The 26,246-nt window shown below is 49.2% G+C and carries 30 protein-coding genes, 1 other RNA gene and 1 pseudogene; 5 read left to right on the forward strand and 27 right to left on the reverse strand.

The annotated features are described in order from the left end of the window. Window positions 1-143: 143 nt before the first annotated feature. From ABDB98_RS15850 to csoR, 3 genes are all read right to left on the reverse strand, one after another. Window positions 144-2,573: a heavy metal translocating P-type ATPase gene (locus tag ABDB98_RS15850; protein WP_438420639.1), complete on the reverse strand. Its 2,430-nt coding sequence runs from the start codon at window positions 2,571-2,573 to the stop codon at window positions 144-146. 83 nt (window positions 2,574-2,656) lie between these two features. Continuing rightward, window positions 2,657-2,863 (reverse strand): copper chaperone CopZ, encoded by a 207-nt coding sequence (copZ, locus tag ABDB98_RS15855; protein WP_438420640.1) that lies wholly within the window; start codon window positions 2,861-2,863, stop codon window positions 2,657-2,659. Window positions 2,864-2,938: 75 nt separating this feature from the next. Then, entirely contained in the window at window positions 2,939-3,244 is a 306-nt protein-coding gene (csoR, locus tag ABDB98_RS15860) for a copper-sensing transcriptional repressor CsoR (RefSeq protein WP_013353610.1), read from the reverse strand. A gap of 137 nt (window positions 3,245-3,381) precedes the next feature. Here csoR and ABDB98_RS15865 point away from each other — a divergent pair, with 137 nt between their 5' ends. Further along, window positions 3,382-4,422 (forward strand): oxidoreductase, encoded by a 1,041-nt coding sequence (locus ABDB98_RS15865; protein WP_438420641.1) that lies wholly within the window; start codon window positions 3,382-3,384, stop codon window positions 4,420-4,422. A 42-nt stretch (window positions 4,423-4,464) separates the two neighbouring features. Here ABDB98_RS15865 and azoRB read toward each other — a convergent pair whose 3' ends face one another. The 10 genes from azoRB to ABDB98_RS15915 form a co-directional block, all read right to left on the reverse strand. Beyond that, the gene (azoRB, locus tag ABDB98_RS15870) at window positions 4,465-5,100 is read right to left on the reverse strand and encodes an FMN-dependent NADH-azoreductase AzoRB (protein WP_003151719.1); all 636 of its coding nucleotides are present in this window, start codon (window positions 5,098-5,100) and stop codon (window positions 4,465-4,467) included. Window positions 5,101-5,294: 194 nt separating this feature from the next. Next, window positions 5,295-6,623 (reverse strand): LLM class flavin-dependent oxidoreductase, encoded by a 1,329-nt coding sequence (locus ABDB98_RS15875; protein ID WP_438420642.1) that lies wholly within the window; start codon window positions 6,621-6,623, stop codon window positions 5,295-5,297. Next, window positions 6,620-6,907: a glutaredoxin family protein gene (locus ABDB98_RS15880; RefSeq protein ID WP_438420643.1), complete on the reverse strand. Its 288-nt coding sequence runs from the start codon at window positions 6,905-6,907 to the stop codon at window positions 6,620-6,622. Before ABDB98_RS15880 ends, ABDB98_RS15875 begins: the two co-directional genes overlap by 4 nt. Before the next feature lie 2 nt (window positions 6,908-6,909). After that, a complete protein-coding gene (locus ABDB98_RS15885; protein WP_438420644.1) occupies window positions 6,910-7,926 on the reverse strand; it encodes an LLM class flavin-dependent oxidoreductase in 1,017 nt (338 codons plus the stop codon). Further along, entirely contained in the window at window positions 7,923-8,702 is a 780-nt protein-coding gene (locus ABDB98_RS15890; RefSeq protein ID WP_016937923.1) for an amino acid ABC transporter ATP-binding protein, read from the reverse strand. Before ABDB98_RS15890 ends, ABDB98_RS15885 begins: the two co-directional genes overlap by 4 nt. Next, window positions 8,699-9,406 carry an amino acid ABC transporter permease gene (locus ABDB98_RS15895; RefSeq protein WP_438420645.1) on the reverse strand — a complete coding sequence of 236 codons (708 nt, stop codon included), beginning with the start codon at window positions 9,404-9,406 and terminating at the stop codon, window positions 8,699-8,701. Before ABDB98_RS15895 ends, ABDB98_RS15890 begins: the two co-directional genes overlap by 4 nt. Window positions 9,407-9,420: 14 nt before the next feature. After that, a complete protein-coding gene (locus ABDB98_RS15900) occupies window positions 9,421-10,143 on the reverse strand; it encodes an amino acid ABC transporter permease (RefSeq protein WP_438420646.1) in 723 nt (240 codons plus the stop codon). Between the two features lie 22 nt (window positions 10,144-10,165). Beyond that, the gene (locus tag ABDB98_RS15905; RefSeq protein ID WP_438420647.1) at window positions 10,166-10,978 is read right to left on the reverse strand and encodes a transporter substrate-binding domain-containing protein; all 813 of its coding nucleotides are present in this window, start codon (window positions 10,976-10,978) and stop codon (window positions 10,166-10,168) included. A 25-nt stretch (window positions 10,979-11,003) separates the two neighbouring features. Next, a complete protein-coding gene (locus ABDB98_RS15910; RefSeq protein WP_412676560.1) occupies window positions 11,004-11,816 on the reverse strand; it encodes an amino acid ABC transporter substrate-binding protein in 813 nt (270 codons plus the stop codon). Continuing rightward, the gene (locus ABDB98_RS15915; RefSeq protein ID WP_060964259.1) at window positions 11,813-12,352 is read right to left on the reverse strand and encodes a GNAT family N-acetyltransferase; all 540 of its coding nucleotides are present in this window, start codon (window positions 12,350-12,352) and stop codon (window positions 11,813-11,815) included. The genes ABDB98_RS15910 and ABDB98_RS15915 overlap by 4 nt, the downstream gene beginning before the upstream one ends. 151 nt (window positions 12,353-12,503) lie before the next feature. On the opposite strand from ABDB98_RS15915, the gene ABDB98_RS15920 reads away from it, so the two are divergent. Continuing rightward, on the forward strand, window positions 12,504-13,394 hold the full coding sequence (locus tag ABDB98_RS15920; RefSeq protein WP_438420648.1) for a LysR family transcriptional regulator: 891 nt from the start codon (window positions 12,504-12,506) through the stop codon (window positions 13,392-13,394). A 40-nt stretch (window positions 13,395-13,434) separates the two neighbouring features. Here ABDB98_RS15920 and ABDB98_RS15925 read toward each other — a convergent pair whose 3' ends face one another. The 8 genes and pseudogenes from ABDB98_RS15925 to ABDB98_RS15960 all read right to left on the reverse strand — a co-directional run bounded on the left by ABDB98_RS15925 (window position 13,435) and on the right by ABDB98_RS15960 (window position 19,617). Beyond that, on the reverse strand, window positions 13,435-14,229 hold the full coding sequence (locus tag ABDB98_RS15925) for an SDR family NAD(P)-dependent oxidoreductase (protein ID WP_015418226.1): 795 nt from the start codon (window positions 14,227-14,229) through the stop codon (window positions 13,435-13,437). 114 nt (window positions 14,230-14,343) lie between these two features. After that, window positions 14,344-14,649: pseudogene (locus tag ABDB98_RS15930) on the reverse strand (barstar family protein). Between the two features lie 75 nt (window positions 14,650-14,724). Next, window positions 14,725-15,087, reverse strand: a transfer-messenger RNA (tmRNA) gene (gene ssrA / locus ABDB98_RS15935). A 168-nt stretch (window positions 15,088-15,255) separates the two neighbouring features. Beyond that, complete coding sequence (smpB, locus tag ABDB98_RS15940; protein WP_438420649.1) at window positions 15,256-15,726, reverse strand: SsrA-binding protein; 471 nt, start codon at window positions 15,724-15,726, stop codon at window positions 15,256-15,258. A 139-nt stretch (window positions 15,727-15,865) separates the two neighbouring features. Then, window positions 15,866-18,199, reverse strand: coding sequence for a ribonuclease R (gene rnr, locus ABDB98_RS15945; RefSeq protein WP_438420650.1), 2,334 nt, complete (start codon window positions 18,197-18,199; stop codon window positions 15,866-15,868). An 18-nt stretch (window positions 18,200-18,217) separates the two neighbouring features. After that, a complete protein-coding gene (locus ABDB98_RS15950) occupies window positions 18,218-18,958 on the reverse strand; it encodes an alpha/beta hydrolase (RefSeq protein WP_016937913.1) in 741 nt (246 codons plus the stop codon). A 118-nt stretch (window positions 18,959-19,076) separates the two neighbouring features. Next, window positions 19,077-19,307 carry a preprotein translocase subunit SecG gene (gene secG, locus ABDB98_RS15955; RefSeq protein ID WP_013353627.1) on the reverse strand — a complete coding sequence of 77 codons (231 nt, stop codon included), beginning with the start codon at window positions 19,305-19,307 and terminating at the stop codon, window positions 19,077-19,079. Between the two features lie 121 nt (window positions 19,308-19,428). Beyond that, window positions 19,429-19,617 (reverse strand): helix-turn-helix domain-containing protein, encoded by a 189-nt coding sequence (locus ABDB98_RS15960; protein WP_095241444.1) that lies wholly within the window; start codon window positions 19,615-19,617, stop codon window positions 19,429-19,431. Window positions 19,618-19,812: 195 nt separating this feature from the next. Between ABDB98_RS15960 and ABDB98_RS15965 the strand changes: the two genes are divergently transcribed. The 3 genes from ABDB98_RS15965 (at window position 19,813) to ABDB98_RS15975 (ending at window position 21,078) form a co-directional block, all read left to right on the forward strand. Continuing rightward, the gene (locus ABDB98_RS15965; RefSeq protein WP_045925948.1) at window positions 19,813-20,223 is read left to right on the forward strand and encodes a helix-turn-helix domain-containing protein; all 411 of its coding nucleotides are present in this window, start codon (window positions 19,813-19,815) and stop codon (window positions 20,221-20,223) included. A 24-nt stretch (window positions 20,224-20,247) separates the two neighbouring features. Next, a complete protein-coding gene (locus ABDB98_RS15970) occupies window positions 20,248-20,679 on the forward strand; it encodes a helix-turn-helix domain-containing protein (RefSeq protein WP_016937910.1) in 432 nt (143 codons plus the stop codon). Between the two features lie 81 nt (window positions 20,680-20,760). After that, window positions 20,761-21,078 carry a winged helix-turn-helix transcriptional regulator gene (locus tag ABDB98_RS15975; RefSeq protein WP_016937909.1) on the forward strand — a complete coding sequence of 106 codons (318 nt, stop codon included), beginning with the start codon at window positions 20,761-20,763 and terminating at the stop codon, window positions 21,076-21,078. Window positions 21,079-21,162: 84 nt separating this feature from the next. Here the strand turns inward: ABDB98_RS15975 and ABDB98_RS15980 are convergent, their stop codons facing one another. The 6 genes from ABDB98_RS15980 to ABDB98_RS16005 all read right to left on the reverse strand — a co-directional run bounded on the left by ABDB98_RS15980 (window position 21,163) and on the right by ABDB98_RS16005 (window position 26,240). Next, window positions 21,163-22,566 (reverse strand): sensor histidine kinase, encoded by a 1,404-nt coding sequence (locus ABDB98_RS15980; protein ID WP_438420651.1) that lies wholly within the window; start codon window positions 22,564-22,566, stop codon window positions 21,163-21,165. After that, complete coding sequence (locus ABDB98_RS15985) at window positions 22,557-23,219, reverse strand: response regulator transcription factor (protein ID WP_016937907.1); 663 nt, start codon at window positions 23,217-23,219, stop codon at window positions 22,557-22,559. Before ABDB98_RS15985 ends, ABDB98_RS15980 begins: the two co-directional genes overlap by 10 nt. A 21-nt stretch (window positions 23,220-23,240) precedes the next feature. Continuing rightward, on the reverse strand, window positions 23,241-24,011 hold the full coding sequence (locus tag ABDB98_RS15990) for a lantibiotic immunity ABC transporter MutG family permease subunit (RefSeq protein ID WP_438420652.1): 771 nt from the start codon (window positions 24,009-24,011) through the stop codon (window positions 23,241-23,243). Further along, complete coding sequence (locus ABDB98_RS15995) at window positions 24,008-24,742, reverse strand: lantibiotic immunity ABC transporter MutE/EpiE family permease subunit (protein ID WP_438420653.1); 735 nt, start codon at window positions 24,740-24,742, stop codon at window positions 24,008-24,010. The genes ABDB98_RS15990 and ABDB98_RS15995 overlap by 4 nt, the downstream gene beginning before the upstream one ends. Beyond that, entirely contained in the window at window positions 24,739-25,452 is a 714-nt protein-coding gene (locus ABDB98_RS16000) for a lantibiotic protection ABC transporter ATP-binding protein (RefSeq protein WP_438420654.1), read from the reverse strand. The genes ABDB98_RS15995 and ABDB98_RS16000 overlap by 4 nt, the downstream gene beginning before the upstream one ends. Before the next feature lie 110 nt (window positions 25,453-25,562). After that, entirely contained in the window at window positions 25,563-26,240 is a 678-nt protein-coding gene (locus ABDB98_RS16005) for an ABC transporter permease (RefSeq protein ID WP_049627419.1), read from the reverse strand. Window positions 26,241-26,246 lie beyond the last annotated feature (6 nt).

The following is a 26,246-nucleotide window of genomic DNA, read 5'->3' on the forward strand; positions in this document are numbered from 1 at the left end:
CTCACCCTACTTTCCGTAATAGGATTCCCATAATATCAATGCAGCTAAACGAAATTATATATATGAGCATATGTTCATATAGTTGTTTTTTATATTATATGCAAGTTTTGAATAAAGTGTCAATAAAAAAGACAAAACCGGCATCAGCCGATTTTGTCTTTTTTCACCTTCTGTAAACGCAAAGCATTAAGGACGACCGATACCGAGCTGAACGCCATGGCGGCGCCTGCCACCCACGGAGCCAGAAAGCCGGCTGCCGCAATCGGAATGCCTATGGTGTTGTAGCCCAATGCCCATCCTAAATTCTGCTTGATGTTTCTCATAGTCAGCCTGCTCATGCCGATGGCGTCGGCAATGCCGTTCAGATCTCCGCGGATCAGCGTAATGTCCGCTGCTTCCATTGCGATATCGGTGCCGGTGCCGATGGCCATCCCGATATCGGCCACAGCCAGCGCCGGAGCATCATTGATGCCGTCGCCGACCATTGCCACGCGCCGGCCTTCTTTTTGCAGCCGGGAAATCTCCGCTGCCTTTTGTTCGGGAAGCACTTCGGCAATCACGCTGTCGATGCCTGCGGCTTTAGCAATGGCTTCCGCCGTCTTTTGGTTGTCACCGGTCATCATGATGACGTCAAGGCCCATATCCTTCAGGCGTTTCACCGCAGCCGGAGATGTTTCTTTGATCGTATCGGCGACTGCGATAAGCCCCGCCGCTTTGCCGTCTGCCGCAATTAGCATCACCGTTTTTCCTTCCGCCTCCAAGCGGGTCATGTGCGGAAGCAATGCTTCATGTTCAATGTGTTCCGATTCCATCAGCCGTCTTGATCCGGCAAGAATCGTTTTCCCGTCAGCCTCTGCATAGATTCCGGAACCGATCCGGGCTTGGAAACGGGTTAGTTTCGGAATGGAAATCCCTCGTTTTTCGGCTCCTGAAACGATGGCTTCTCCAAGCGGGTGCTCCGATCCCGCTTCAGCGGCAGCCGCAAGCCGCAGGAGCTCCTCTTCGTTCATTCCCGCTGCCGGTACGGCGTCTGTCAGCACCGGTCTGCCGTTTGTCACCGTTCCGGTTTTATCCAGTACGATTGTCGTCAGACGCTGGGTCTTTTCTAAGTGCTCTCCGCCTTTAAAAAGAATGCCGAATTCAGCGGCGCGGCCGGAGCCCGCCATAATGCTCGTCGGAGTGGCGAGCCCGAGGGCGCACGGACAGGCAATGACAAGCACGGCGATGAATTTGCCGATCGCTTCAGAAAACTGTCCCGGAGACGCCCATACATACCAAATGAGAAAAGTCACCACGGCCAGCCCCAGCACAATCGGAACGAAAATGCCTGAAATGTGATCCGCGAGCCGCTGAATGGGTGCTTTTGATCCTTGGGCTTCTTCCACGATTTTAATAATGTGTGCAAGCACGGTATCTTTCCCGACATTCACCGCTCTGATTTTGAGAAAGCCGTTTGCATTGATCGTAGCCCCGGTGACGGTGCTTCCCGGAGACTTATCTGCTGGCATGCTTTCTCCCGTAATCATCGATTCATCAATCGCGGAATGGCCTTCAATCACTTCGCCATCGACAGGAACGCGTTCTCCCGGTTTCACATATACGATGTCCCCCGTCCGGACCTCGTCAATCGGAATCACCTGTACCTTCCCTTCCCGCTCGACCGCCGCCGTCTTCGCCTGAAGCTTCATTAACTTTTTAATCGCTTCTGATGAGCGGCCTTTTGCTTTCATCTCTAAAAGCTTTCCAAGCAAAATCAAAGTCAGCAAAATGGCGCTCGTTTCATAATAAAGCCCCTCGGCATGGCCGTTTCGTCCGAGAGACGCAATCGTCATGTACAGGCTGTACGCGTAAGCGGCCGTCGTTCCGAGCGCAACGAGAACATCCATATTGGCGCTTTTATTTCTCAGCGCCTTGTACGCTCCCGTATAAAAAGGCCAGCCGATGACGAGCTGCACCGGGGTGGCAAGCGCAAATTGCAGCCACGGATTCATCAGGATATCCGGCATCCAAATAAAAGAAGTAAAAGAAAAATGGCTGACCATCGACCATAGAAGCGGAAAGGAGAGAACGGCAGAAAATATCAGCCTGATCAGCTGTTTACGCTGTTCTTTTTCCTTTTGGGATAATCCGCCGTCTTGGCCGTCCGCTTCCTTATCTTCTAATCGGTAGCCGAGTTTTGCCACGGTCTCTTTCAGTTCTTTCGGTGTCACCTCTTTGGGGTTGTATTCAACGGAGACCGTTTCAAGGGCGAAATTCACCGGCGCGCCCACAACGCCCTCTATTTTGTTCAGGCGCTTTTCAATCCGATTGGCGCAGGCGGCGCACGTCATGCCTTCAATCTGAAAATCGGCTTTTTCCGTCACGACGTGATAGCCGAGTTTTTCAATTTTATCCTTTATGGCGCCAGCTTTGATTTTGTCAGGCTGATAGGAAATATTTGAGGTCTCAAGCGCAAGATTGACGGAAGCGTCATTGACGCCGTCCATCCGTTTCAGTCCTTTTTCAATTCTTGAAGCGCAGGCGGCGCATGTCATGCCTGCCACTTGAATGGTCATTTCTTTCGGTTCACTCAATGCCCTCACCTCTTCTCACAAACCCCCAGGGGGTATCATTTTCATAAAAGAAAACCGCGCCCGTTCCCGAAGCGCGATATACCTTATACGACGTCATACCCTTGATCTTCAATCGCGTCTTTTATATCTGATACGGAGACTTTGTTCTCATCAAACGTCACATCCACCTGTCCGGCTTCCAAATTCACCTGAACCGCCGTCACTCCGTTCAGTTCTCCTACTCCGGTCTCTACTGCTTTGACGCAGTGCTGACAGGACATGCCTTCGACTTGCAGTGTTTTTTGTTCCATGATGATTCCCTCCACGTCTTGTTTTTTCTTCTTTATGTTACCATACCCCTGTAGGGTATTTCAAAACATTTTATTTCATGATTTCGCGATTTTTTTCACGACATCCAGCAGCTCGGCAATCGCCTGCTCCCCGTTTCCGCTTTCAATGGCGCCGGCTACGCAGTGATGGGCGTGATCTTCCAGCAGATGAAACGCGACTTTCTGCATGGCCGCCTGCACGGCTGAAATCTGCACGAGAATATCCACGCAGTATCGTTCGTTTTCCACCATGTTCTGAATGCCCCTGACTTGGCCTTCAATCCGTTTCAGCCGGTTCAGAATCTGGTCTTTTTCCTTGGCGCTTTTATGATTTAACGATTGATGTTCGGTATGTTTGTCCATTTTCCACCTCGTTTTTTTCTTCGTTATCTTCATTATACAGACTTGAAAAACCGGTGTAAAAAATTTTCAACACACAAGTTTTACCAGTACACCCGCGGGGTATATATTGTTATCACATATCAAGAGGGGGAAGTTCATTGAAAACGATACAGGTTGGCCTATTAGGATATGGTCTGTCGGGGAAAGTCTTTCATGCGCCGCTTTTGGACGTCCTTGATGATTATCAGATCAAAAAAGTCATGACCTCCAGAACGGATGAGGTCAAACGTGATCTGCCGGGGGCTGAAGCCGTGCGCACGATTGAAGACATCACCGGTGACCCTGACATTGATCTCGTCATCGTTACGACACCGAGCGGAATGCATTATGAATCAGCGATGAAATGTCTTCTTGCGGGGAAACACACCGTCGTGGAAAAGCCGATGACGGCGACTTCAGCAGAAGCGGAGGAGCTGAGAAGAACGGCTGAACATAAAGGCGTCTTGCTGAGCGTGTATCACAACCGACGCTGGGACAATGATTTTTTAACGATTCAAAAGCTGATTCGGGACGGGGCGCTTCAAGACATTCATACATATCAAGTCAACTACGATCTATACAACCCGGTTGTACAAGAAAGATGGCGCGAAAAAAACGGACCCGCCACGGGAACGCTGTATGATCTCGGTTCACATATTATTGACCAGACACTCCTGCTTTTCGGAATGCCGGAATCCGTCACCGCACATGTGATGAAACAGCGGGACAACAGTGAAACGGACGATTGGTTTCTGGCCGTCCTCCATTACGGCAAGCTTCAGGTTATTCTTCAATCCGGCTCCATGAATGCGGCAAGCGGCCCGCGCTATCAGATTCACGGACGGAATGCAAGCTTTATCAAATACGGAAAGGACGGACAGGAAGCTGCGCTTTCAGCCGGCCAAAAACCGATTGACGAGGACTGGGGCGCCGATGACCCTGACAGCTTCGGTGAGCTGACAACCGCAGCGGATGAGAAAAGACATACAGAAACAATCCCCTCTGAGAACGGCTCTTACCTTACGTACTACAAACTGCTGGCAGACAGCATCTTAAACGGAAAACCGCTTCCCGTTACGGCGGAAGAAGGCATCGATGTCATCCGTGTCATTGAAGCGGTGATGAAAAGCAGCGAACAAAAACGGACGATCGCACTTTAATGAAAAACCTCCCAGCCGTATCAGCTGGGAGGTTTTTTTAGATTAGAATGATTTTCCGGCTTCTTTCGCGCGGGCAATCGCATCTTCTTTAATTTGCTGTGCTTTATTCGGTTCAGCATTATGGCCTTCAACGATTAATCCGTCGAAAGAAGGAACGCCGAAGAAGTTCATCATGATACCGATGTAACGGTGGCCCATTTCCATGTCAGCCGCCGGGCCTTCAGAGTAATAGCCTCCGCGCGCCTGAATGTGGAGCGCTTTTTTGTCTGTCAACAGACCGATCGGGCCTTGTTCTGTATATTTGAATGATTTTCCGGCTACAGCTACAGAATCAAGGTACGCTTTCATAACAGGCGGGAATGAGAAGTTCCAAAGCGGTGTAACGAATACGTATTTGTCAGCTGATGCGAATTGATCGCTCAGCTCGTTTAGACGGCCGACTTTCGCTTTTTCGTTTTCAGAAAGCTCTTCAAAACCTGTGCCGGATTGAAGTTTTCCCCAGCCGCTGAATACATCCGCGTCGATATGAGGAATGTTTTCTTTGTAAAGGTCGATATGTACAACCTCATCATTCGGGTTTGATTCTTTATAAGAATCGATAAACGCTTTTCCTGTCGCCATGCTGTAAGATGTCTTTTCATCATGAGGATGAGCAGTGATATAAAGTACTTTTGCCATTGTAAACAGCCCTTTCGTTTTCAGATTACACACATATTTATTATGAAATATGAATGTTTTTTTATACTGATCAGTTCTGTAATAATTATAGTTACAAAAAAATCTTTTAGCAACAATAATATCTCGAAATCAGTATATTTTTTTTGAAATGCTTTAATGACGGGGGTTGTAAGCACCAGAAAAAGCAGAAACATTTAGTTTCTGCTCAAAATCGGATTTGGTTTGCAGACCGGAATATCCAATCCAAGATTCCCCCGCAGTGTATCCGCCGGATAGCTTTTTCGGTACAGCCCCTTTTCCTGAAGGATCGGTATGACATGATCCACAAAGGCTTCAAGCATGCCCGGGATGTCAGAGTGAATGATAAACCCGTCCGCCGCTTCCCGCTGAAACCATGTTTCAATTAATGATGCCACACGTTCCGGTGTCCCGATAAAGTTGGTTCGCGGAAACGCGGCTTCGCGCGCCACTTGACGCAGCGTAAGATTCCGGGCTTTCGCCTCTCTTTTGATACGGTCTGTCGTGCTTTGAAACGCGTTTTTCCCGACGTCGCCCAAATCAGGAAACGGCTCATCCAATGGAAACCGGCTCAGATCATAATCGTCAAAAAATCTGGCCACATATTTAACGGCGTTCTCTATCGGAATCAGCTCGGCGAATTCTTGGTATTTCGCTTCCGCTTCTTCTTGTGAGCCGGCTATAATCGGACTGATTCCCGGAAAGATCCGCAGTTTGGAAGCGTCCCGGCCGTAATCCGCCGCCCGCTTCTTCACATCATCATAAAAAGCTTTCGTTTCCTCAAGTGAATTGGAATGCGTAAAGACTGCATCGGCATTCCACGCGGCAAACGACCGGCCGGTTTCTGAAGACCCCGCTTGGAAGACGACCGGCTCTCCCTGTTTGGACCGGCCGATATTCAGCGGGCCCTCCACTTGAAAATACTCGCCTTTGTGATACAGGCGATGCAGTTTGTCAGGATCAAAAAACTGTCCGGTTTCTTTGTTGCGGACGAAGGCATCTTCTTCCCAAGAATTCCACAGACCGCGCACCACGTCCACATGTTCTTGGGCGATGGCGTAGCGCCGGCTGTGGTCGGGAAGGCTTTCCTTGCTGTGATTGCGCGCAGCCCCCGCCTGCGGAGATGTGACGAGATTCCAGCCCGCCCGGCCGCCGCTGATATGGTCAAGAGACATGAGCTGTCTTGCGATGGTAAACGGCTCAGTGAACGAGGTGGAAAATGTGCCGATTAAACCAAGATGGGTTGTAGAGGCGGCAAGCGCCGATAAAATAGTGATCGGCTCAAACCGATTTAAGAAATGCGGAATGGACTTTTCAGAAATGAACAAGCCGTCCGCAATAAAAGCGAAGCTGAACAGCCCTTTTTCAGCAGTCTGCGCTTTTTGCCTGTAAAACGCCGCATTCGTACTTGCTGACGGATCGACGTCGGGATGACGCCAGCCGTCCGTTGTGCCGCCGACACCGTGAATTATGGCTCCGAATTGAATAAGATCCGTCCGGCTCATTTGCTCTCCCCCTTTTTTCCCTCGTAATCGGCAAGCGCCCGTTCTACGTGTTCAATGCCGACTTGAGTAACGGCCTGATACACACGGCTGTCACCGCTGCCGATTTCAACGACGGGAACATGGCGGATACCGTACTTCGTCTGCAGCACGTCACGCAATTCGTCCCGCTCCGTCACATCAATTGTTTCGTAGGCAATGGCCTTTTCCCGCAAGTATCCTTTCACTTCATCGCAATACGCACAGCCCTTTTTGCTCCAAACCACTACATTTGCTTCATGACTCATGTTCATCCCTCCTGTAATTGTGCGGCCGGCTGCACCGCTTCGCTTAACAGCCGGTAAGACAACCGTTTTTCTTCAGCGTTTTTGATAGGCGACAAAATCACAAAATCGGTAATGCTGTATTGAACGGATAATCGTCGCAGCTCGGCGGCAGTCTCTTCTTTTGTCCCGGCAATCACACCCGTCTTTTGTGTAATCAGCTTGTATGGCTGCGTGACTTGTTCAAGAAACGCATCCGCTTGTTTTCGGGAAGCGACATTCACCTTTTTGCCGTCTTCGAGAATGATTTTGACCGATTCACGCGATACGACGTGTTTTTCCGCTTCTGCTTTTGTATGCGCGGTAAAGACCATCGGCGCAAGGTGGAATTCCGCTTTTGCCCCTTTCGGCAGATGTTCGTCAAAGGCTTGGCGCGCTTTTTCTAACGCAGCGTCTTCACCGTTTATGAAATAGGCGAAAACGAAGGAAATGCCGAGTTTGGCCGCGGATATCGCGCTTTCCGCGCTGCCGCCGAGCAAAAAGAGGTCAGGCGCATACTCAGTATGCGGCGCCGGCCGCAATGACGCGTAGCGGTGCGAGTCCGGAAAATCATTGCGGATGAAATGAGTCAGCTCTTCAAGCTTTTCTTCAAATAAACGGGCGGGCTGAATAAGCTCGCGCTGCAGCGCATCGGTTGACAGCTGAAATCCGCCGGGCGCTTTGCCGACACCGAGCGCTACACGGCCGGGGGCAAGGGCGGACAAAACCCGGAACTGCTCCGCCACTTTATAAGGGCTGTAATGCTGCAGCATCACCCCGCCGGATGCGAGGCGGATTTTTTTCGTACTGGCGGCCAGATACCCCAGGACAATTTCCGGTGCTGATCCCGCTATCTCTTCATTGTTATGATGCTCCGCCGCCCAGAAACGGTCATATCCGTATTGTTCGGCCTCTTGAGCCAATCTCACCGTTTGCCGCAAAGCTTCTTCTGCGGTTTGGTTTTCCGCGGTGACACTTTGGTCTAAAATGCTTAAACGAATCATACGACAGGCTCCTTTATGTGTTCTTTTATGTCATAACCGTAATCAGGAAGAACGCGGCGGAGGAACTTCTTCGTTCTTTCTTTTTTCGTCTTGTAAAAGACCTCCTCAGGCGTTCCTTGTTCCACGATTGCTCCTTCATCCATAAACACAATTTGGTCGGACACTCTTCTGGCGAATTCCATTTCATGAGTAACAATGATCATGGTGGCGCCGGTCCGCACAATGTTAAGCATCACCTCAAGCACCTCGCCGACAAGCTCCGGGTCGAGGGCTGCGGTCGGTTCATCAAACAGCATCACATCAGGATGAATGGCAAGCGCCCTGGCAATTCCGACCCGCTGCTTTTGGCCTCCCGACAGCTGATTCGGATAGGCGTGCAATTTATCCTGAAGCCCCACCTTGGCCAGTTCCCGCTCCGCAATGGCGTACGCATCTGTTTTTTTCATTTTCCTTGCGACCGTCAGGCCTTCCATGACATTTTGAATCGCCGTTTTATGCGAAAACAAATGATATTGCTGAAAAACCATCGCCGTCTGTTTCCTCAGTCTGAGAATGTCTTTTTTGGCCGGCTTTTTGCAGTTAATGACTTCACCATGTACGGAAATGGCGCCCTCATCCGGCCGCTCAAGTAAATTAAGGCAGCGCAGAAATGTTGTTTTCCCCGAACCGCTCGGACCGATGATGGTCACGACTTCCCCTTTCCGGACACTTAAATTGATCCCTTTTAGCACGTGATGACTGCCAAAATGTTTCTGAATGTTTCGGATTTCGATCATACTGCGCCTCCTTGATATCTGGCCGCTCTTTTTTCCGCCAAAGTGTTTACGGCCTCGAGAATCAGCGTTAATCCCCAATAAATGACGGCCGCCCCGATAAATGCTTCCAAAAATGCATAGTTATCGGATGCCGCAATCGTCGCCGTTCCTGTAATTTCAGGCACTGCAACGATTGCCGCGATGGAAGTGGTATGCAAAAAACCGATGCCTATGTTGGTGAAGTTCGGCAGTGATATCATGAACGCTTGCGGCAGAATCACGCGCCGAATCATCTGGCCCCGCGTCAGGCCGATTGAATAAGCCGCCTCCGCCTGCCCCGTATCGACGGCCATGATCCCAGATCGGAGAATTTCCGTCATATAGGCGCCTGCCGTTAATGACAATGCCATGATGACAAACACGGCGACCGGAATCTGATTGGCCGACCAGCCAAGATGAAAGGTGCGGCTGAAATGATCGGCAATCAGCGGAACGCCTAAATAAATCAGCATAATATGGAGAATCGCCGGGGTGCTTCGAAAAAAAGACACGTAAAACGCTGAGCAGGCAAGCAGCCATTTGATGCGGAATATACGCACCGTGATATTGCCGAGAGCTATGAAAAATCCGGCAATAATCGGAATGATCGTCATTGCCAGTGTAAGCGGAACGGTTTTCATCATTTGTTTTATCGCAGTGCCGATAAACGGAATATCCAGCTCCATGTTCTCCCTCCTTTTCAGCTGTGCACGCTCATGTCAAAAACCGTCACAAGGCGCGTCTCATCTTTCTTGATTCGTTTTTCACACCATCTGAAGACACATTCAAATAAAAGGGCGGCCGCGTAATACAGAACAGAAAGCGAGATATACACTTCAAGAGAATGATTGCTCGATGTAATCAATGTCTGCCCTCTGCCCGACATATCCATCACCCCGATTGAAAAAGCGAGTGACGTATCTTTTAAAAAACCAATCACCATATTCCCGATGTTGGGAAAAGCCTGCACGAGCGCCTGCGGCAGAATGATGCGCCGGAATGTCTGCCCCCCGTTCAGCCCGATGCTGAACGCCGCCTCCGCCTGTCCGCGGTCGACACTGTTCACACCTCCCCTGATGATTTCCGCCGCTCTTGCCGCGCTGCTCAGCGCGTACGTGGCGATGGCCGCATACAAAGGGTCCATTTTGGAAGTGTCAATTCCGGCGAGCGCTGTGAGCGCCGGAATGCCGTAAAATACGATAAACAGCTGCACCATAATGGGCGTTCCTCTGAAAAAAGAGATATACAGCTTCGCGATCTGATTCAGCACGGGAATGCGATAGATCCGGGGCAGCGCCAAAAGCAGCCCCAATAGAAAGCCGAACAGCAAAGACACCGCCAATATATACAGCGTGACGGGCAAATACCCGAGCAATGTCGGCACAAAGGATGCGATCATACTGATATCAAACGCTTTTTCCATTGCCGATCCCTCTCTTTTTCACTTAATATTGCTCCTTTGAATAATCCGCGCCGAGCCACTTTTCACTCAGCTTTTTGAGCGTGCCGTCATCAATGATTTCCTTGAGCGCTTTATCAATGTCATCACTCAGCGTTTGCTCATTTTTGTTAAACATAAAGAACACTTTGGCATTTGACAGCACCCCGCCGACCGTTTTTTCTTTGACCGCGCTCGTTTTGTTTTGGAAATCGACGGCAAACGGCGTGGAAATCGTCGCATCGGCGCGGCCGGATTTCAGCTGATTGGCCGCATCGTTGGAGCCTTGGCCAGCATAGGCGATTTCAAACGGACTGCCGTGTTTTTCATTCCATTTCTTCAGCACAAGCGCGCCGTTTGACGTCGGACTCGTAATGACACGCTTCCCTTTCAAATCCTCAATGCCGTGAATGTTCCCGTTCTCTTGGAGCACCGTGATTTTCAGCGGGAAGTTGTTATACGCGACTTGATTGAACAGAAATTTTTTCTCCCGTTCGGCGCTTTTCTCCATTTGATGAGCCACGATATCGACTTTATGCTGTCCGAGGCTGACAAGCAGGTTGGAGAAATCCATCGTTTTAAAAGTGAAACGATAGCCCGGCAGGCGCCTGTCAAGCTCTTTCACCAGCTCAACATCATAGCCCGTCAATTTTCCTTTATCATCAATAAAGCAAATATTCGGAAATTGAGTTCCCGTGCCGACCGTGATGTTCTTCACATTTTTCTGATTGCCTGATGCCGCCTCCCCGCCCGCGCCGCAGGCTGATAACGCCGCCGTTGCGGCAATTGTTAATGACATGACCGCCAGTCTTATTTTCATGTGATCGCCCCGTTTTCTGCTTCAATTATTTCGTAAAACTTGATTTTGAATAATCCGCGCCGAGCCATTTTTCACTCAGCCTTTTCAATGTGCCGTTCTTCTCCAGTTTTTGAATCGCCCGATCCGTATCGTCCGCCAAGGTTTGGCTGTTTTTGTTGAACATAAAATACACTTCTGTATCCAGCAGCACATCACCGACCGTCTTTTGTTTGAACGCGTGCGTCTTATTTTGAAAATCGACGGCAAACGGCGTAGATACGGTGGCGTCAGCGCGTCCTGTCTCAATTTGGTTCGCTGTATCATTGCTGCCCTGCCCGGCGTATTTCAAATGTATCGGGCTGCCGTGGGCTTTGTTGTATGCCGTCATATAATCCGCCGCGTTTGACGTCGCGCCGACGATGACGGTTTTTCCTTTTAAGTCCCGGAGCGTGTGTATCGCGTCATTATCCGCCTTCACCGTGATGTACATCGGCGAGTAGTTATACGGGATTTTGTGATACAAAAAGCGTTTCTCCCGTTCCTTGTTTTTCGCCATATTGTGCGCGATCACGTCAATTTTCCGGTTTCCGAGACTTGTGAGCAGATTCGAAAAATCCATCGTCTTAAAGACAAATTTGTATTGCGGCAGCTGTTTATCAATGGCTTTCATCACTTCAATGTCATAGCCGGTCAGCTCGCCTTTTTCATCCATAAAAGCAATGTTCGGAAAATCAGTTCCCGTGCCGACGATGACGGTCTGCACGCCGCTCCCCGCTTTCGTGCTTTCTCCTTGTCCGCACCCGGCCAGCGCGCCGAGCAGCAGAAGCAGACAGCCGGCTCTGATCCGCTTTTTCATCATTGCGCCCAGCTCGGTGTGCCTAACAGCGACGCGTCAAACCGCTCCGGTATGAGCACCTTTCTCATCATGACCCCGATGTCTCCGTCTTTCTCCTGCTCAAAATACACTTCATAGCCCCTCCGTCTGTACATATCCAATAGCCAGGGATGCTTGCGCGCCGAGGTGCCGAGCGTGATGGCCGGGGCCTTCAGCGTATCCCGCAGCACGTGTTCCTCCACATAAGTCAAAAGTTTGCTGCCGATGCCCTGTCCCTTCAGCTCAGGAAGCGTCGCAAACCACCAGACAAACGGATATTTTGACGGAGGCGTGTCACTCTCCCACGGAAAACGGATCGTAATGGTTGAAAGAAGCCGTCCGTCCCGTTCCAGCACGACGGCTGAATGATTTTCAATATTTTCTGTTACCATGTCAATGTCGGCCCGCGCCGACGGCCAGTCAATCTCCAAATTACGAATCGGCTGAAACGCGCTGTACAGCAGTTCTAAAAATTCGGGCGCATCCTTTTTCTCAGCCAATCGAAATATGTCTTCACTCATTCCGTTCACTCTCCCCGCAAATATATATAATTCCAATTTGTTTACTAAGCTTTAATTGTTTATACTATAAAGCAAACTGATTTATTTGACTAATCAAAAAAAATAAAGGAAAAGTTCAAGAAAATTAATGAATAGCCTGGAGGGGATTTCGTTGGAATTACGCACCATTAAAACGTTTCATACCATCGTACAGTCAGGCAGCTTTTATAAGGCCGCCGAAATTCTGAACTATTCACAGCCGACGATTTCAATGCGGATTAAACAGCTGGAGCAGGATGTAGGCGCGCAGCTTTTTGAACGGGGAAAGAAGCTGAAACTGACAAGAGCGGGACGGCTGTTTCATGAGCGGGCCGGGCAGCTTCTCGCACAGTATGAGGTGCTTGACCATACTCTGGCCGACATCAGACAGGGGCAGGCCGCACTTATTCAGATCGGCATATCCGAACCGACGGCAAGCCTGATCTTTCCTGCCGTGCTGCGGGAGTTTTCAGATGATTATCCTGACATGTCGGTCAATGTCAGCGTGGATGATGCCAATACATGCAGCCGCAAACTGCTGGAAGGCGCCATTGATTTTGCGGTATGCGGCGAGCCGGAGCTGATTCTGGAAAATTACTTCGATCCGTTTTTCCATGACTCGCTCAATGTCATCGTGTCCGACACACATCCCCTTGCAGCCAAAACAAGTATCAATCTCAAAGACTTAGAAAATGAATGCCTGATTTTCACGCCCGCCAACTGCCCGATCCGGATTCAAATTGAACAGCACTTGCAGCGGGCCATCGGCAGCCGCTATCGAAAAATGGAGCTGACCAGCAGCATGGCTCACCAATATTATGTCAGGGAAAATATCGGCGTCTCGATCTTTACGGCGACGGCGCACTCAGAGCCGATCGAGGGCACGAAGGTCATTCCGATCAATAACTTAACGATTTCACCGCCGGTCGGGCTGTTGACAAACCAAAAAGAAGAGCATTTTGACTCCGCCACAAAAGATTTAATCAGCAGGATCATCAGCCGGTTTCAGCGTAATCCGCATTAAAAAACCCCCGCCACTTTGCGGGGGTTTTTGTATATTCATCTTATATAATGCTCCGCACTAAGCCGCCGTCGATCCGCAAAGCAGATCCGTTAATGGCTGACGACAGCGGGCTGCTTAAAAAGGCGACAAAATGGGCGATCTCTTCCGGACGGATCAATCGCTGAATGATCGACGTCGGACGATTTTCCTTCATAAATCGTCTCTCCGCTTCAGCCGCTGTCAGGTTTTCACCGGGATAAAGCGACTCCAGCATCGTTTCGACGCCCTCTGTTTTCGTGGAGCCCGGCATGACCGTATTCACCGTCACATTCGTCCCTTCCGTGAGCTCGGCCAGACTGCGTGACAGCGACAGCTGCGTCGTTTTCGTGGCGCTGTAATGGGCCATTTCCTGAGAAGGCATGACGGCCGCTTCGCTCGCGATAAAAATCACCCGCCCTTCCTTCCGTTCAATCATCCGCTTTGCATACCGGCGTGTCAGCCGCACGCCGCTCATGATATTCACCTCGAAAAACCGGAGCCACTCCTCGTCAGGAATATCAAAGTATTCCGCAGGTTCAAAGATTCCTAAATTGTTCACGAGAATATCCACATCGGGGTACTGCTGAAAAATCGCGCCGCATCCTTCCGCCGTGCCTAAATCAAATGCGGCCGGATAGAGACGGGCATCCGGCGTCTGTTTCTCTAGTTCCCGGATCGTTTCGTTCACCTTTTCTTCACGGCGGCCGTTAATGATCACCGCCGCGCCTTCTGCAATCAGCGAAGCCGCAATCGCCTTCCCGATGCCTGACGTAGATCCCGTCACAAGCGCCGTCTTCCCTTTCAACTGCAAATCCATCGTCCATTCCTCCCTATCGCAAGTCTCTTCTTATATATGGTCAGGAATCGAAAGCCTGAAACCTTCCGTCCCTATTATCGAATAGAAAAATGGATGAGGGGAAGTACGCACTTTTTAGTGCCTGTCCGTTGACCCGGCTGACGGCTGCTCGATTTGAATGAAAAACTCACCATCTAACTCTTCCTGAGCCTCTTGAAACAGCTCCAAGACATCATCAGCATCCGAACTCAATGCCTTCTGACTGATCTCAAAATTCTTCCACACCAAAGTCAGCGGATATTCGATCCATCCTGTCAGACAATCTCATAAGGCATTCAGGTTTTCACCATAATAGTCCGGGAAATCTAATTGATCTTTTAAGATTCGGTGTAAAGCTTCTGTGCTTGTAATATCTTTTCCGTCTATGATGACGATTTCCATTCACATTCACTCCTTTATTTCGGCACGAAAAAACCGCAGTGCGGTCATGTGACGGCACTGCGGTTCTTATGTTATGTATGGAGACGGTGGGAGTCGAACCCACGTCCAGAAACATCGATTACTTAAGCGTCTACGAGCGTAGCCTGCATATTTCGTGTTTCACTCGTCTTCGTGCCTGCGGGCGGGCCTTCCGAGAGCTAGTCTGTCAGTCTCTTCTTACGTTCTCAGACGGGAACGCAAGCGTAGCCTACTTGGATGTGCTCTTCACGGACACATAGGCAATGTCAGGAAGAGCTCGCTGCGTTTATTAGGCAGCTAGTGCTAAGTTTTGGTTAAAACTTTTAGTTTTGCCAGTTATATTTAGGTGCGTGTTAACGAGATCGCCTCTCGGCTCGCAGCTCAAGCTCGATCCATCCCTGTCGAATCCGTAACGTCCCCTTGTTAAGGGTATACGGGAGATTTATCAAGCTCTTGCTCAACTGGCTGTACTGTTATTATATCATGATCACAGACAAATTCAATTGGAAATATCTTCAATTAAACAGCCTGTGAATCTGATGTGTGAACAGTATAGCATAGGGCAGTCATCACATCAAGGCTCAGGCATCAGAAGCCTTTTTGTCTGTCTCTGAACGCTCTTTCGATTTCTCTTTTGGCGTCTTTTTGTTTTAAATCTTCGCGTTTATCGTATGTTTTCTTCCCTTTTCCGAGGCCGATTAACACTTTGGCAAAGCCGTTTTTCAAATACAGCTTCAGCGGCACGAGGGAATAGCCTTTCTCTTTCGTCAGGCCGATCAGCTTATTGATTTCTTTCCTGTGCATCAAAAGCTTTCTCGTCCGGAGCGGGTCGTGGTTATAGCGGTTTCCCTGCTCGTACGGGCTGATGTGCATATTGTGGAGGAACACTTCGCCGCGCTCGATTTTCGCAAAGGAATCCTTCATGTTTACGCGGCCGGCGCGGATGGACTTAATCTCCGTCCCCTGCAGCACGATGCCTGTTTCATAGGTTTCTTCTATAAAGTAATCATGGTTTGCTTTTTTGTTTTGTGATAATACTTTGCCTGATCCTTTTGGCATGCCTTATCCTCCTCTCTCCGCAAAAACCGTTCATGTGTGCGATACGCTTTATTTTAGCAAATGGAGCGTTCCGCGACAATGAAAATGCGGCTTGCGAAAGAAAGCAAACAGAGCATTTTGCCCCATTTGCTTTTCGCATTTACTTCTTCTTTTTGCGTTTTTGTTTCGGCGCGTTTTGGAAACCGCGTTTTTTCTTTTTCTTCTTCGGTTTTGTAAACCATTCCCCTTTTTCCTCCGATTTCGGCGGTGAAGCCGGGGTATTGCTGTTTAACACACGTTTCCGCGCCGGTCTGCCTCGTTTTCTGCGGTCGCCTGTTGTTTCTCTCGGACGGCGGGTGCCTTTCATACCGACAATTTCAAAGTCGATGTTTCTCTCGTCTTTATTAACGTCGACGACTTTGACCGTGATTTCGTCTCCGATTCGGTAAACGTTGCCCGTGCGTTCGCCGATCATGGCGAAATGCTGCTCGTCAAAACGGTAATAATCATCCGTCATAAAGCTGACGTGCACAAGCCCTTCAATCGTATTCGGCAGCTCGACGAACATTCCGAAGTTCGTGACGGAACTGATCATGCCGTCAAATTCCTCGCCGATTTTATCAAGCATATATTCCGCTTTTTTCAGATCGTCCGTTTCCCGCTCTGCATCAACGGCGCGCCGTTCCATCGTTGACGTATGGTCAGCGATTTCCGGAAGGCGTTCGGCCCACTTTTCCTGAGTCGCTTCGTCCGATTGTCCGTTGATCAAATACGTTCTGATCAGCCTGTGAACAATTAAGTCAGGATAACGGCGGATCGGCGATGTGAAGTGTGTATAAAATTCAGTCGCCAGCCCGAAATGGCCCAAGCTGTGCGGATCGTATTTCGCCTGCTTCATGGAACGGAGCATGACGGTTGAAATCACCGTTTCTTCCGGACGGTCCCGCACTTCGTCAAGAATGCTTTGCAGCGCGCGCGGATGAATGTCTCCGGCTTTCCCTTTGACGATATAACCGAATGTCGAGACGAACTCCAGGAACTTTTGCAGTTTTTCGGCGTTCGGCTCTTCGTGAATCCGGTAAATAAACGGCACGTTCATCCAATGGAAGTGCTCGGCCACCGTTTCATTTGCCACAAGCATGAATTCTTCAATCAGCTTTTCCGCTACTGAGCGCTCTCTGATGACGACGTCTTTTACGGCGCCTTCCTCATCGACGAGCACCTTCGCCTCTTTGAAATCAAAATCCACGGCGCCGCGGTCCATCCGTTTCGCCCGGAGAATTTCCGCCAGACGTTCCATGTCTTTGAACATCGGGACGAGCGGCTCATACCTTTCTTTCAGCTCGGCGTCGTCTTCTGTGAGAATCCGGTTGACATCTGAATAGGTCATTCTTTCCGTCGTTTTAATGACGCTTTGGAAGATCTCGTGCTCTGTCACCTGTCCCTGCTGGTTGATTGTCATTTCGCAGGAAAGCGTCAGGCGGTCGACCTTCGGATTTAAAGAACAGATTCCGTTAGACAGTCTGTGCGGGATCATCGGAATGACCCGGTCAACCAAGTACACGCTTGTCCCTCTTTCCAGCGCTTCTTTATCAATCGGGGAATTCTCCGTGACGTAATGGCTGACATCGGCAATATGGACGCCGAGCTTGTAGCTGCCGTTATCAAGCTTTGTTACAGTGACGGCGTCATCCAGATCCTTCGCATCCGCCCCGTCAATGGTGACAATGACCTGATCGCGGAGATCACGGCGGTCTTTGATGTCTTTTTCATCGATGGTATCCGGCGTGCTTGTTGCCTGCTCCATCGCTTCAGCCGGAAAATCTCCCGGCAGGCCGTGCTTATGGATGATTGATAAAATATCGATGCCCGGATCATTTTTATGGCCGAGTATTTCAACGATTTCTCCTTCGGCGTTCATTCTGCCTTCAGGGTAGCTTGTCAGTTTGACGACGACTTTATGGCCTTCCGCAGCGCCGTTATTGGCATGTTTCGGAATAAAAATATCACTCGTGATTTTCTTATCATCCGGGATGACAAAGCCGAAGCTTTTCGTTTCTGTGTATGTGCCCACGACGCGGTCGATGCTTCTTTCCAGGATGCGGATGACCGTGCCCTCCTGTCTCGATCCGCTTGACTGGGAATTGAGCCGCACCATGACGATATCGCCGTTCATAGCTGTATTCAGCTCATTCGGCGGAATAAACACATCGCTTAAAGAGGTATCCTCCGGCAAGAGAAACGCGAATCCCTTTGCATGTGCGGAAATTTTTCCTTTTACTAAATTCATTTTTTCCGGAAGCCCGTAGCGGTTGCTTCTGGTGCGGACGATCTGTCCGGTCTCCTCGAGCGCCACCAGCGCTTTTACCAGTTCTTTAAATTCTTCGGCTTCCGTGATGTTCAGCATCTCCTCAAGTTCCTGAACGGTAAGGGGCTTGTACGCCTCTTCCTTCATAAACGCGAGAAGACGGTCCATAAACGCTTCTTTTTCCATTATCCGACCTCCTGTTTGTTACCAATCGAGTTTCTCTAAAAATTCGTACACATCCTGATGAACGAGGTCCCGTTCTTTGTCCAGCGTAATGACATGTCCTGACTCCTCATACCATTTCAGCTGTTTGTCGTCCGTTTCCACCTCGTTGTAAATGATGTCTGCACTGTCTGTGTTAATCATATGGTCATGCCGTGCCTGAACCACAAATGTCGGGGAATAGATCATGTCGACGTTTTTGCGCACATCGGCAATCAGCTCCTGAAGCGATTTGAGCGTATTCATCGGCGTTTTTTCAAACTCCTTCATTTCCTTTTCAATCTGCTCCGGCTGTTTTCCTTCGAATTTTTTATAATTGCGCGCGTAGGAGAGAACCCCTTCGTACATAACCTCTTCACTTTTAATGTGCATCGGCGCACACATAGGAACAATTCCCTTTATGGGTACAGTGTAACCCAATTTCAATGAAAAAACCCCGCCAAGCGACAGTCCGCAGGCCGCAATGTTTTCATAGCCTTCAGATTGTAAATATTCATAACCGTCCATGACGTCTTTCCACCAATCTTCAGGCCCCGTATGTACCAGCTCTTCCGGCGGAACGCCGTGCCCTTTATATTGAGGCGCGTGACAAGTGTAGCCGCGCTCATTCAAGTAGCGGCCGAGCATTCTGACGTCTGCCGTATTTCCCGTAAACCCGTGCAGCAGAAGCACCGCCTTGTCTCCGCCTTTAAATGTAAATGGTTTTGGTGTCACAATTTTCATGCTCATAACCCCTTTTTTGCACATTCAATTTAGTTTTCCACAGTTTTGCGAGAAACAAACGCCGTCTCTCAACAAGAAAAAGGCCTGATATTAAATCAGACCTTATACAAACATTGCCTTATACGATATACGCCAGCGAAATCGTCAACACGAAAAACAAGACTGCCAGCACAACGGTTGTGCGGTGAAGAATCAGATCAAGGCCCCTTGCTTTCTGTTTTCCGAAAAGCTGCTCCGCCCCGCCTGAAATCGCACCCGATAAACCGGCGCTTTTGCTGGATTGAAGCAATACGACAATAATAAGTGCAATACTGACGATAACCAATAAGGTAATCAATAAAGTGTGCATCCCATACACCTCCAGACTGACTGGCCTACATTGCTTCTATTTTACATGAAAAGCAAAGGCATGTCACGCCGTATCGGTGCACATCATGTCAGAAAAACGGAAATGCAATTTGAATCTTTCATCACCGTTGACTTTTGTCAACAAAATCGTAGTAAAAAAGATCTTCAAACTTCATGTCAAAGTAATAGAGCATCTTTCCGATGACCAGCTGGCCCGGCCTCCGCTCTCCATTCAGTACACGGCTCAGTGTGGCGGGAGATATTCCGATCTCCAGGGCAAGCTGGTTTAACGAGTAGTCATTATTGACCATATACTGCAGCACATAATCTCTTCTGATCTGTATCTTTTCGACCACTTTCTTCACCTTCCGTTCTGTCAAATACTTTCTTTCTTATACATAAGATACGGCTTTTGTTAACTTTTGTCAATACTTTTCCAGCCTGACTATTCCCTTTAGTCAATAAACATACTAGAATATAAATAGACCGCGGGAGGGGGAGAGACTGTGGAAAGCTTCGGGAAACAATTACGGACATTGCGGGAAAAACGGCATCTGACAGTGAACCAGCTGGCAACGTATTCAGGCGTCAGCGCCGCGGGAATCTCGCGGATTGAAAACGGCAAGCGCGGGGTGCCGAAACCTGCAACCATTAAAAAGCTCGCAGATGCGTTAAAAATCCCGTATGAGGAATTGATGCAGACGGCGGGATACATAGAGACCGTTCAGGAAACGAGAGCCTCATACGACACAGGCTGCACCTTGCTGGAAAAAGCCGAAACGTATGAGCTGGATGATTTATCACTTTTGGAGCGGGAGAACTGGCGGCACCTGTCGAAAGAAGACTTGGTTCTGCTTGATAAATACTTTGCGTTCTTGTCAGCGGAAGCCAAAAAAAGAAAAAATGAAGACTCATGACTTTGCACATGTGAGGCGATCTTATTGAATACATTCGGAAAGCAATTAAGAGAGCTGCGCCGCGCCCGGAAGCTTACCGTCAATCAGCTTGCCGTCTATTCCGGCGTCAGCTCGGCGACCATTTCCAGAATTGAAAACGGGCACCGGGGCATTCCTAAACCGGCGACCATCAAGAAATTGGCGGACACATTAAAAATTCCGTACGAAGAGTTAATGGCGCGGGCCGGACACATCAAGGCGTTTCAGGAGGAAATCCGCGAAACATCCGAAAGCTATCAATCCATCCGCGCCATCTATCAGACCGCCGTTGACAGAGGCGCGGAGCATCTGCCGCTGTTTGACAGCAAAAAGTGGCAGCACTTCACAAAGGAAGATATTGAAAGCGTCAGCAAATACTTTGATTTTATCGCGGCTGAAGCGAAAAAGCGCTCCCCGGATTCCTCATCCTCTTTTTGATCCTCTCCTCAACTTAACAAGCGCCAGACGTACGTTCCCTCCGATTTTGCGGTATAATAGCAGAAGACGAGGTGAAAAAGCATGAACCAATCAGAAATGTGCCCCAGATTCGAAAAAGCGGTCGACATCCTAAGTAAACGCTGGGTGGCTCTAATCGTCTTTCAGTTATTGAACGGACAGCAGCGATTTAGCGAAATTGAAGCGGCGCTTCCGAATTTAAGCGGAAGAGTCTTGTCAGAACGTCTGAAAGAACTTGAAACAGAAGGTGTCATCAAACGGGATGTTATCCCCGAAACGCCTGTCCGTATTGAGTATTCTTTAACGAAAAAAGGCTGTGCATTAGCCCCTATTTTAGAGGAAATTTCCAAGTGGTCTTCAACATGGATTGATCCTTCCTGATAAACGCTTTTCCGCATAAGCGGCTGATCTCTCAAACGGACAGCCGTTTTTCATTTTGCCTTTCTTAAACAGGAAAACAAGCCCTCATGCGTGCAGGGCTTGTTTTTGTCTGATGCCTTCCAGCGGAATTCGGATTTCCGCATGGGCTCCTCCAGACTCTTGATTTTCAAGTATTAATTCGCCGTGGTGAAGATGTACGACATGATGGGCAAATGTAAGCCCCATGCCGTGATGCCCCGCCGAATGTCTGCTTTTATCCTCCGTGTAAAAAAGCTGTGTCGCCCTTTTCAGCGCTTCCTGCGAGAACCCGCTTCCGCTGTCGGATACGGCAATACTGAGTGCGGTATCGGTGCATAGGATGTCCACACGGATTTCTCCTCTTTCCGGCGTATAGTCGACCGCATTCGCCGCGATATTCATGACCGCCCTGCGGAGCAGTTCTTGATCAATCGGCGCTTCTTTTCGGTCAATGCCCCGCTCACTGAGGACGAGATCAATCTGTTTCGGCCCCGCAAGCGCCGCCGCGTCACGATATATGTTTTGAGCCCACTCTTTGAGATCGGTATATTCCAGATGAACGGCAACTGCCTCCTCCGCTTTAGAAAGCTGAATCAGCTGCCCGACATATTGCTCGATTTTGTTTCCGGCATCAAGGATATACTGCGTGTATTCCGTCTGCTCCTCATCTGGTTCTGTTAACTGAAGCAGCTCGGCATTTCCTTTAATGATCGTTGCCGGAATTTTAATATCATGCGCAAGCGCGCCGATCTGTTCCTTCTTTATCCGCTCAGCCTCCCATTGCGCCGCCAGAGATGCCTGAAGCGCGTCTTTCATTTTCAGCAGAGAGTCAATGACATCGTCAAATTCCTTGATGCGCGGCCTTTTGGGATTGATATTTAAATTCTGTTTTTGAATGCTTGCCGTAATGGAGCTGAGTGTGCTGAAATGCCGTCTCAGCTGATTGGCGAATCGCGTCGTTACGATAAACACGGTTAAAAGAAGCAAAGTGATCAGAACCGCAAGGCCCGTCCATTCATAATTGGGCAGATAGCGCCTTAGCAGCGGCGACTGAAATTCCGACCTGAGTGAATATTGGAGAACGCCGTATTCATTTTTCCGATCAACCACCATGAATCCTTTTTGAGCATAATTAAAATACGGCTGATGCTGGATCTTTTTTCTGGCGCTTACCGCGTCTTTTTCCGTCATCGTTCCTTTCGTCATCCGCTTTGTTTTTTTATCAAAAACGGCGTATGTCATACCGTCGGGGATCATGTCTTCTGTTATCTTTTCCGCCGATTTCAGGCGGGGCTTGATCTGTTCCGCCTCATGCTCGCTGTAATTTGCCGGCAGGATCGCTCCGGCATTCAGGGCAATGGCATTTAAGGCGACGCATAATGCCGCCACCCCCATCGTGCTCAGACACAGCGTGATGGTAAATTTGACAAGCTCTTTGCGGATGCTGGATTTTCCTTTGGCTATTCCCATTTGTATCCGACACCCCACACCGTTTTGATCGGATCAGCCCCGTGTTCTTTACATTTTTTCCGGATGGTTCTGATAAACTCCGTAATGGTTGAATAGAGCGCATCGCCGTCCAAGCCGTACACTTCCTCGTAAATCTGCTCCCGTGAGAATGTTCTGTTTTTATGCTGTGCCAGAAATTCTACGATTTTATATTCGTTTTTCGTAAGAGGCAGCTTCCGGTCATCAAACCATACTTCTTTATTGTCAAAATCAAACATGAAGCCTGATATCAGACGTTTTGTCTGACGCTTTTCCCGCTGTTCCCTTCTGACATGCGCGTTTACCCTTGCCATCAATTCCTGTACGCCGAACGGCTTTGTGATGTAATCATCAGCGCCTGTCATGAGGCCTTTCACAATGGATTCTTCGTCAGACTTTGCCGTTAAAAACAGGATCGGGCTGTCCACCAGCGGCCGAATCCTCCGGCAGAGTTCAATCCCGTCCGTTCCGGGCATCATGACATCAAGAAGAATCAAATCATAGCCTTGAAAAAAATCCAATGACTGATCTTCCGCTTTTTCCAGAATCGTTACTGTATGCTGATCACGCTGTAAAATGTTTCTGATCAGAACGAGAATATCTTTTTCATCATCTACCGCTAAAATGTTTGCCACCGGCCGAATCGCTCCTTGCCTTTATTCATATGAACGCCGCCCTTCCCATCTTCTGCACCAATGGAGACCGGCCAGACATAATATCACTATAGAAAAATATAACATTAATTCTCCGAATCTCATATCGTATCTCACATAAGGGAGAAACTCTTTTTTGACTTTGTCAAAATGCAGCAGTCCTGCAAGGCCCGACAGCCGCACGCTCCATGCCCACGGGAAAAAACGCCAGATGACATCGCCCAATCCTGTATTCATCAGCGCCGCCATTAATAAACCCGCTCCCCCTAAAAGCCCGGACGGTCCCATGCCGTACTGTATGCCGACAAAAAAAGACATCATATAAAGCGGAATACTGCCGGCAATCAGCCACGCCCCTCCCTTTAAAAAGAGAAAGTACGGAAGGTCATTAATGTGAAGAACAAATTTCATCCCCGCCAAATAAAGACAGATGGCAAGACCTATCGATAACACATTCAACAGCAGCAATAGAAGCAGCTTGCCCGCAAAACTGACGATTTTAGAATGCGGAACCGCCAGCATCATCTGAAAATGACCCGCCTGTTCCTCAACCGAGGCAGACATGCCGCAGACAATACTGATGATTAAAGGGTATAAAACGGCAATCGCGTTGAAAAAGTCGCTGTACAGCACATAAGGCTCCTGAATCCTTCCATACATATACAACAGGAAAAATCCCGCGCATACGGCCGGCGCTGCCGCATGCATCCATATGAGCGGTGTGCGCTTCATTTTTAATACATCGGCCCACATAGATCTGAAAAGCATGGTCATGACCGGTTTCCCCCTTTTGCAAAAGGCACGGCGGAAATCAAACTTATTGCGATAAAAGAAAGGATAGAAAGAATAATAGCCGGAAAGATCACATTTCCGTTTAATAAGCCGCTGTCTGCGGGAAGCGGAATTCCGTTCGGATGGATTCCGAGAATCGGTGACATCACCCGGACTGACCAGCTCCATGGACTCAGCCACCACAATGAACCGGACGCCGGCACAATACCCAAAACAAAGGCGGCGATCATATTCACGAGAATGACTGCCGTAAACCCGAACTGTCTGGCAATCCATAAGCACAATGGGATTTCCCAAAGCGTCGTCAGCCATAAAAGGGAGCCCGCTTCAACGCCTTTCAGCTGCAGCGCAGCAATTCCCGGAAACACAAGGCCTAGTAAAAACATGATGATGAAAAAGACGATTTGCGACAGAAGTGAATACAGCGCGATCAAGCTTATTTTTGAGAGCCAGATGCTTTTTAAGCCTGCCGGCAATGAGTACACCGCGCGGTCAATCGCAGATTTTTTCTCTTTTTTAACAGATAAACCGCACATTAGAGCAATCATGAGCGGCATGAAAATAACCGCCCACCAATTGAACGTGCCCGTCATAAAATAGGCTGTATTCAGCAGAAAAGAAAAAGCTGTGTTCAGAAGCGGAATCAGAATGATCAGCTTTCTGATAAATGTTCTTTTAGATGTAAGGTGTTCCGCCTGCATGTACTGAATCATTTTCCTGTCCCCGCTTTCTCCCGTGTTGATTTGACTACCTCCAGAAACAGCTGCTCCAGATCGTCTTCCCGGCTGATTTCTCCCTGATATCCCAAAACACCGTCACTGATGATTCCGATATGGTCTGCGATCTGCTCGACTTCTGATAACAGGTGGCTTGATAAAATCACCGTCATTCCCTGTCCGGGCAGGGAGCGGATAAATTCCCGCAAATCCTGAAGCCCCATCGGGTCCAATCCGTTTGTCGGCTCGTCAAGAATTAAGAGCGACGGACGGTTGACTAATGCCAACGCAATGCCGAGACGCTGTTTCATTCCCATGGAAAATTGGCCGGCGCGCTTTTTTCCGGTTCCCGTTAATCCCGTGATTTCCAGCACTTCCGCAATTCTTGAATCAGGAAGCCCGAGCATCACGCAGCGGACTTTCAGATTTTCAGCGGCTGTCAAGTTGCTGTAAAGCGGCGGCGCTTCAATCAGGGAACCGATCTTTTTCAAATCTTCGCGCTTCCATGGATGCCCGTCGAACAGAACCTCGCCGGATGTTTGCTGCAAGATGCCGGTCAATATTTTAAGAGTCGTTGATTTTCCGGCGCCGTTCGGACCGAGCAGGCCGTAAATACTGTTGCGCTTAACCGATAGCGACACATCAGCCACTGCCTGTTGTCTGCCGAATGATTTTTGCAGCTGTCTCGTTTCTAAGATGTTGCTCATATGATTACCCCTCTGCTTTGTTATTTGATATGTAAGACTTTACAGCGCAGTTATCAAAATTTAATCAAGAAATCAAAAAAAGCATCCTTCACGCGGAAGAATGCTTTTTTTCATGAGGCTGAGCGTACGATCAGCTTTCTTTTTTGTTTTTTCACAGGGCTGAGGGCTCGTTCCAGCCACGCCATCAGCAGGTCTGCGGCTACCGCCATCAGCGCGGTCGGAATGGCGCCCGAAAGAATAATGGCGGTTCCGTTTGTCGCGTTCGAGCCTCTGACGATCATATCCCCGAGGCCGCCTGCGCCGACGAAAGTGCCGATCGCCGTGATGCCGATGGCAATGACGAGCGCCGTTCGGAGACCCGCCATAATGACGGAAAGCGCAAGCGGCAGCTCCACCATGCGAAGCACTTGATATTTCGTCATGCCCATCGCTTTTCCCGACTCAAGATAAGCGTGCTCAATATTGATAATGCCCGTGTGCGTATTCCTGAGAATCGGCAGCAGTGAATACAGAAACAAAGCCGTGATGACCGTATTGGCGCCAAGTCCCATGACAAGCATCAGGACGGCGAGCATCGCCAGCGCCGGAACGGTTTGAATCACGTTCGCCACAGCAAACACCCAGCCGGAGAGACGCCCGTGCCTCGCTGTCACAATGCCGGCCGGAATGGCGAAAACGGCGGCGAAAACGACGCCGTACGCCGACATGAGAAAATGCCGCCAGCACTCATACAGAACATAGCTGCCGTTTTGAGCGTAATACGTAAACAGCTCTTTCAGCGTGTCCATCCGCAT

Origin of the sequence: Bacillus siamensis (assembly GCF_051628075.1) — a bacterium.
Lineage (GTDB): Bacteria > Bacillota > Bacilli > Bacillales > Bacillaceae > Bacillus > Bacillus siamensis.

What these genes read in the sequence shown, in the direction of transcription:
- ABDB98_RS15905 (WP_438420647.1), bottom strand. Translation starts at nt 10,978, where the DNA reads ATGAAAATAAGACTGGCGGTCATGTCATTAACAATTGCCGCAACGGCG.
- ABDB98_RS15950 (WP_016937913.1), bottom strand. Translation starts at nt 18,958, where the DNA reads ATGAAAATTGTGACACCAAAACCATTTACATTTAAAGGCGGAGACAAG.
- ABDB98_RS15980 (WP_438420651.1), bottom strand. Translation starts at nt 22,566, where the DNA reads ATGGGAATAGCCAAAGGAAAATCCAGCATCCGCAAAGAGCTTGTCAAA.
- copZ (WP_438420640.1), bottom strand. Translation starts at nt 2,863, where the DNA reads ATGGAACAAAAAACACTGCAAGTCGAAGGCATGTCCTGTCAGCACTGC.
- ABDB98_RS16005 (WP_049627419.1), bottom strand. Translation starts at nt 26,240, where the DNA reads ATGGACACGCTGAAAGAGCTGTTTACGTATTACGCTCAAAACGGCAGC.
- ABDB98_RS15890 (WP_016937923.1), bottom strand. Translation starts at nt 8,702, where the DNA reads ATGATCGAAATCCGAAACATTCAGAAACATTTTGGCAGTCATCACGTG.
- ABDB98_RS15885 (WP_438420644.1), bottom strand. Translation starts at nt 7,926, where the DNA reads ATGATTCGTTTAAGCATTTTAGACCAAAGTGTCACCGCGGAAAACCAA.
- ABDB98_RS15875 (WP_438420642.1), bottom strand. Translation starts at nt 6,623, where the DNA reads ATGAGCCGGACGGATCTTATTCAATTCGGAGCCATAATTCACGGTGTC.
- ABDB98_RS15960 (WP_095241444.1), bottom strand. Translation starts at nt 19,617, where the DNA reads ATGGTCAATAATGACTACTCGTTAAACCAGCTTGCCCTGGAGATCGGA.
- ABDB98_RS15925 (WP_015418226.1), bottom strand. Translation starts at nt 14,229, where the DNA reads ATGGATTTGCAGTTGAAAGGGAAGACGGCGCTTGTGACGGGATCTACG.
- smpB (WP_438420649.1), bottom strand. Translation starts at nt 15,726, where the DNA reads ATGCCAAAAGGATCAGGCAAAGTATTATCACAAAACAAAAAAGCAAAC.
- ABDB98_RS15895 (WP_438420645.1), bottom strand. Translation starts at nt 9,406, where the DNA reads ATGGAGCTGGATATTCCGTTTATCGGCACTGCGATAAAACAAATGATG.
- ABDB98_RS15915 (WP_060964259.1), bottom strand. Translation starts at nt 12,352, where the DNA reads ATGAGTGAAGACATATTTCGATTGGCTGAGAAAAAGGATGCGCCCGAA.
- ABDB98_RS15880 (WP_438420643.1), bottom strand. Translation starts at nt 6,907, where the DNA reads ATGAGTCATGAAGCAAATGTAGTGGTTTGGAGCAAAAAGGGCTGTGCG.
- azoRB (WP_003151719.1), bottom strand. Translation starts at nt 5,100, where the DNA reads ATGGCAAAAGTACTTTATATCACTGCTCATCCTCATGATGAAAAGACA.
- rnr (WP_438420650.1), bottom strand. Translation starts at nt 18,199, where the DNA reads ATGGAAAAAGAAGCGTTTATGGACCGTCTTCTCGCGTTTATGAAGGAA.
- secG (WP_013353627.1), bottom strand. Translation starts at nt 19,307, where the DNA reads ATGCACACTTTATTGATTACCTTATTGGTTATCGTCAGTATTGCACTT.
- csoR (WP_013353610.1), bottom strand. Translation starts at nt 3,244, where the DNA reads ATGGACAAACATACCGAACATCAATCGTTAAATCATAAAAGCGCCAAG.
- ABDB98_RS15990 (WP_438420652.1), bottom strand. Translation starts at nt 24,011, where the DNA reads ATGACCATGCTTTTCAGATCTATGTGGGCCGATGTATTAAAAATGAAG.
- ABDB98_RS15900 (WP_438420646.1), bottom strand. Translation starts at nt 10,143, where the DNA reads ATGGAAAAAGCGTTTGATATCAGTATGATCGCATCCTTTGTGCCGACA.
- ABDB98_RS15910 (WP_412676560.1), bottom strand. Translation starts at nt 11,816, where the DNA reads ATGATGAAAAAGCGGATCAGAGCCGGCTGTCTGCTTCTGCTGCTCGGC.
- ABDB98_RS15975 (WP_016937909.1), top strand. Translation starts at nt 20,761, where the DNA reads ATGAACCAATCAGAAATGTGCCCCAGATTCGAAAAAGCGGTCGACATC.
- ABDB98_RS15995 (WP_438420653.1), bottom strand. Translation starts at nt 24,742, where the DNA reads ATGATTCAGTACATGCAGGCGGAACACCTTACATCTAAAAGAACATTT.
- ABDB98_RS16000 (WP_438420654.1), bottom strand. Translation starts at nt 25,452, where the DNA reads ATGAGCAACATCTTAGAAACGAGACAGCTGCAAAAATCATTCGGCAGA.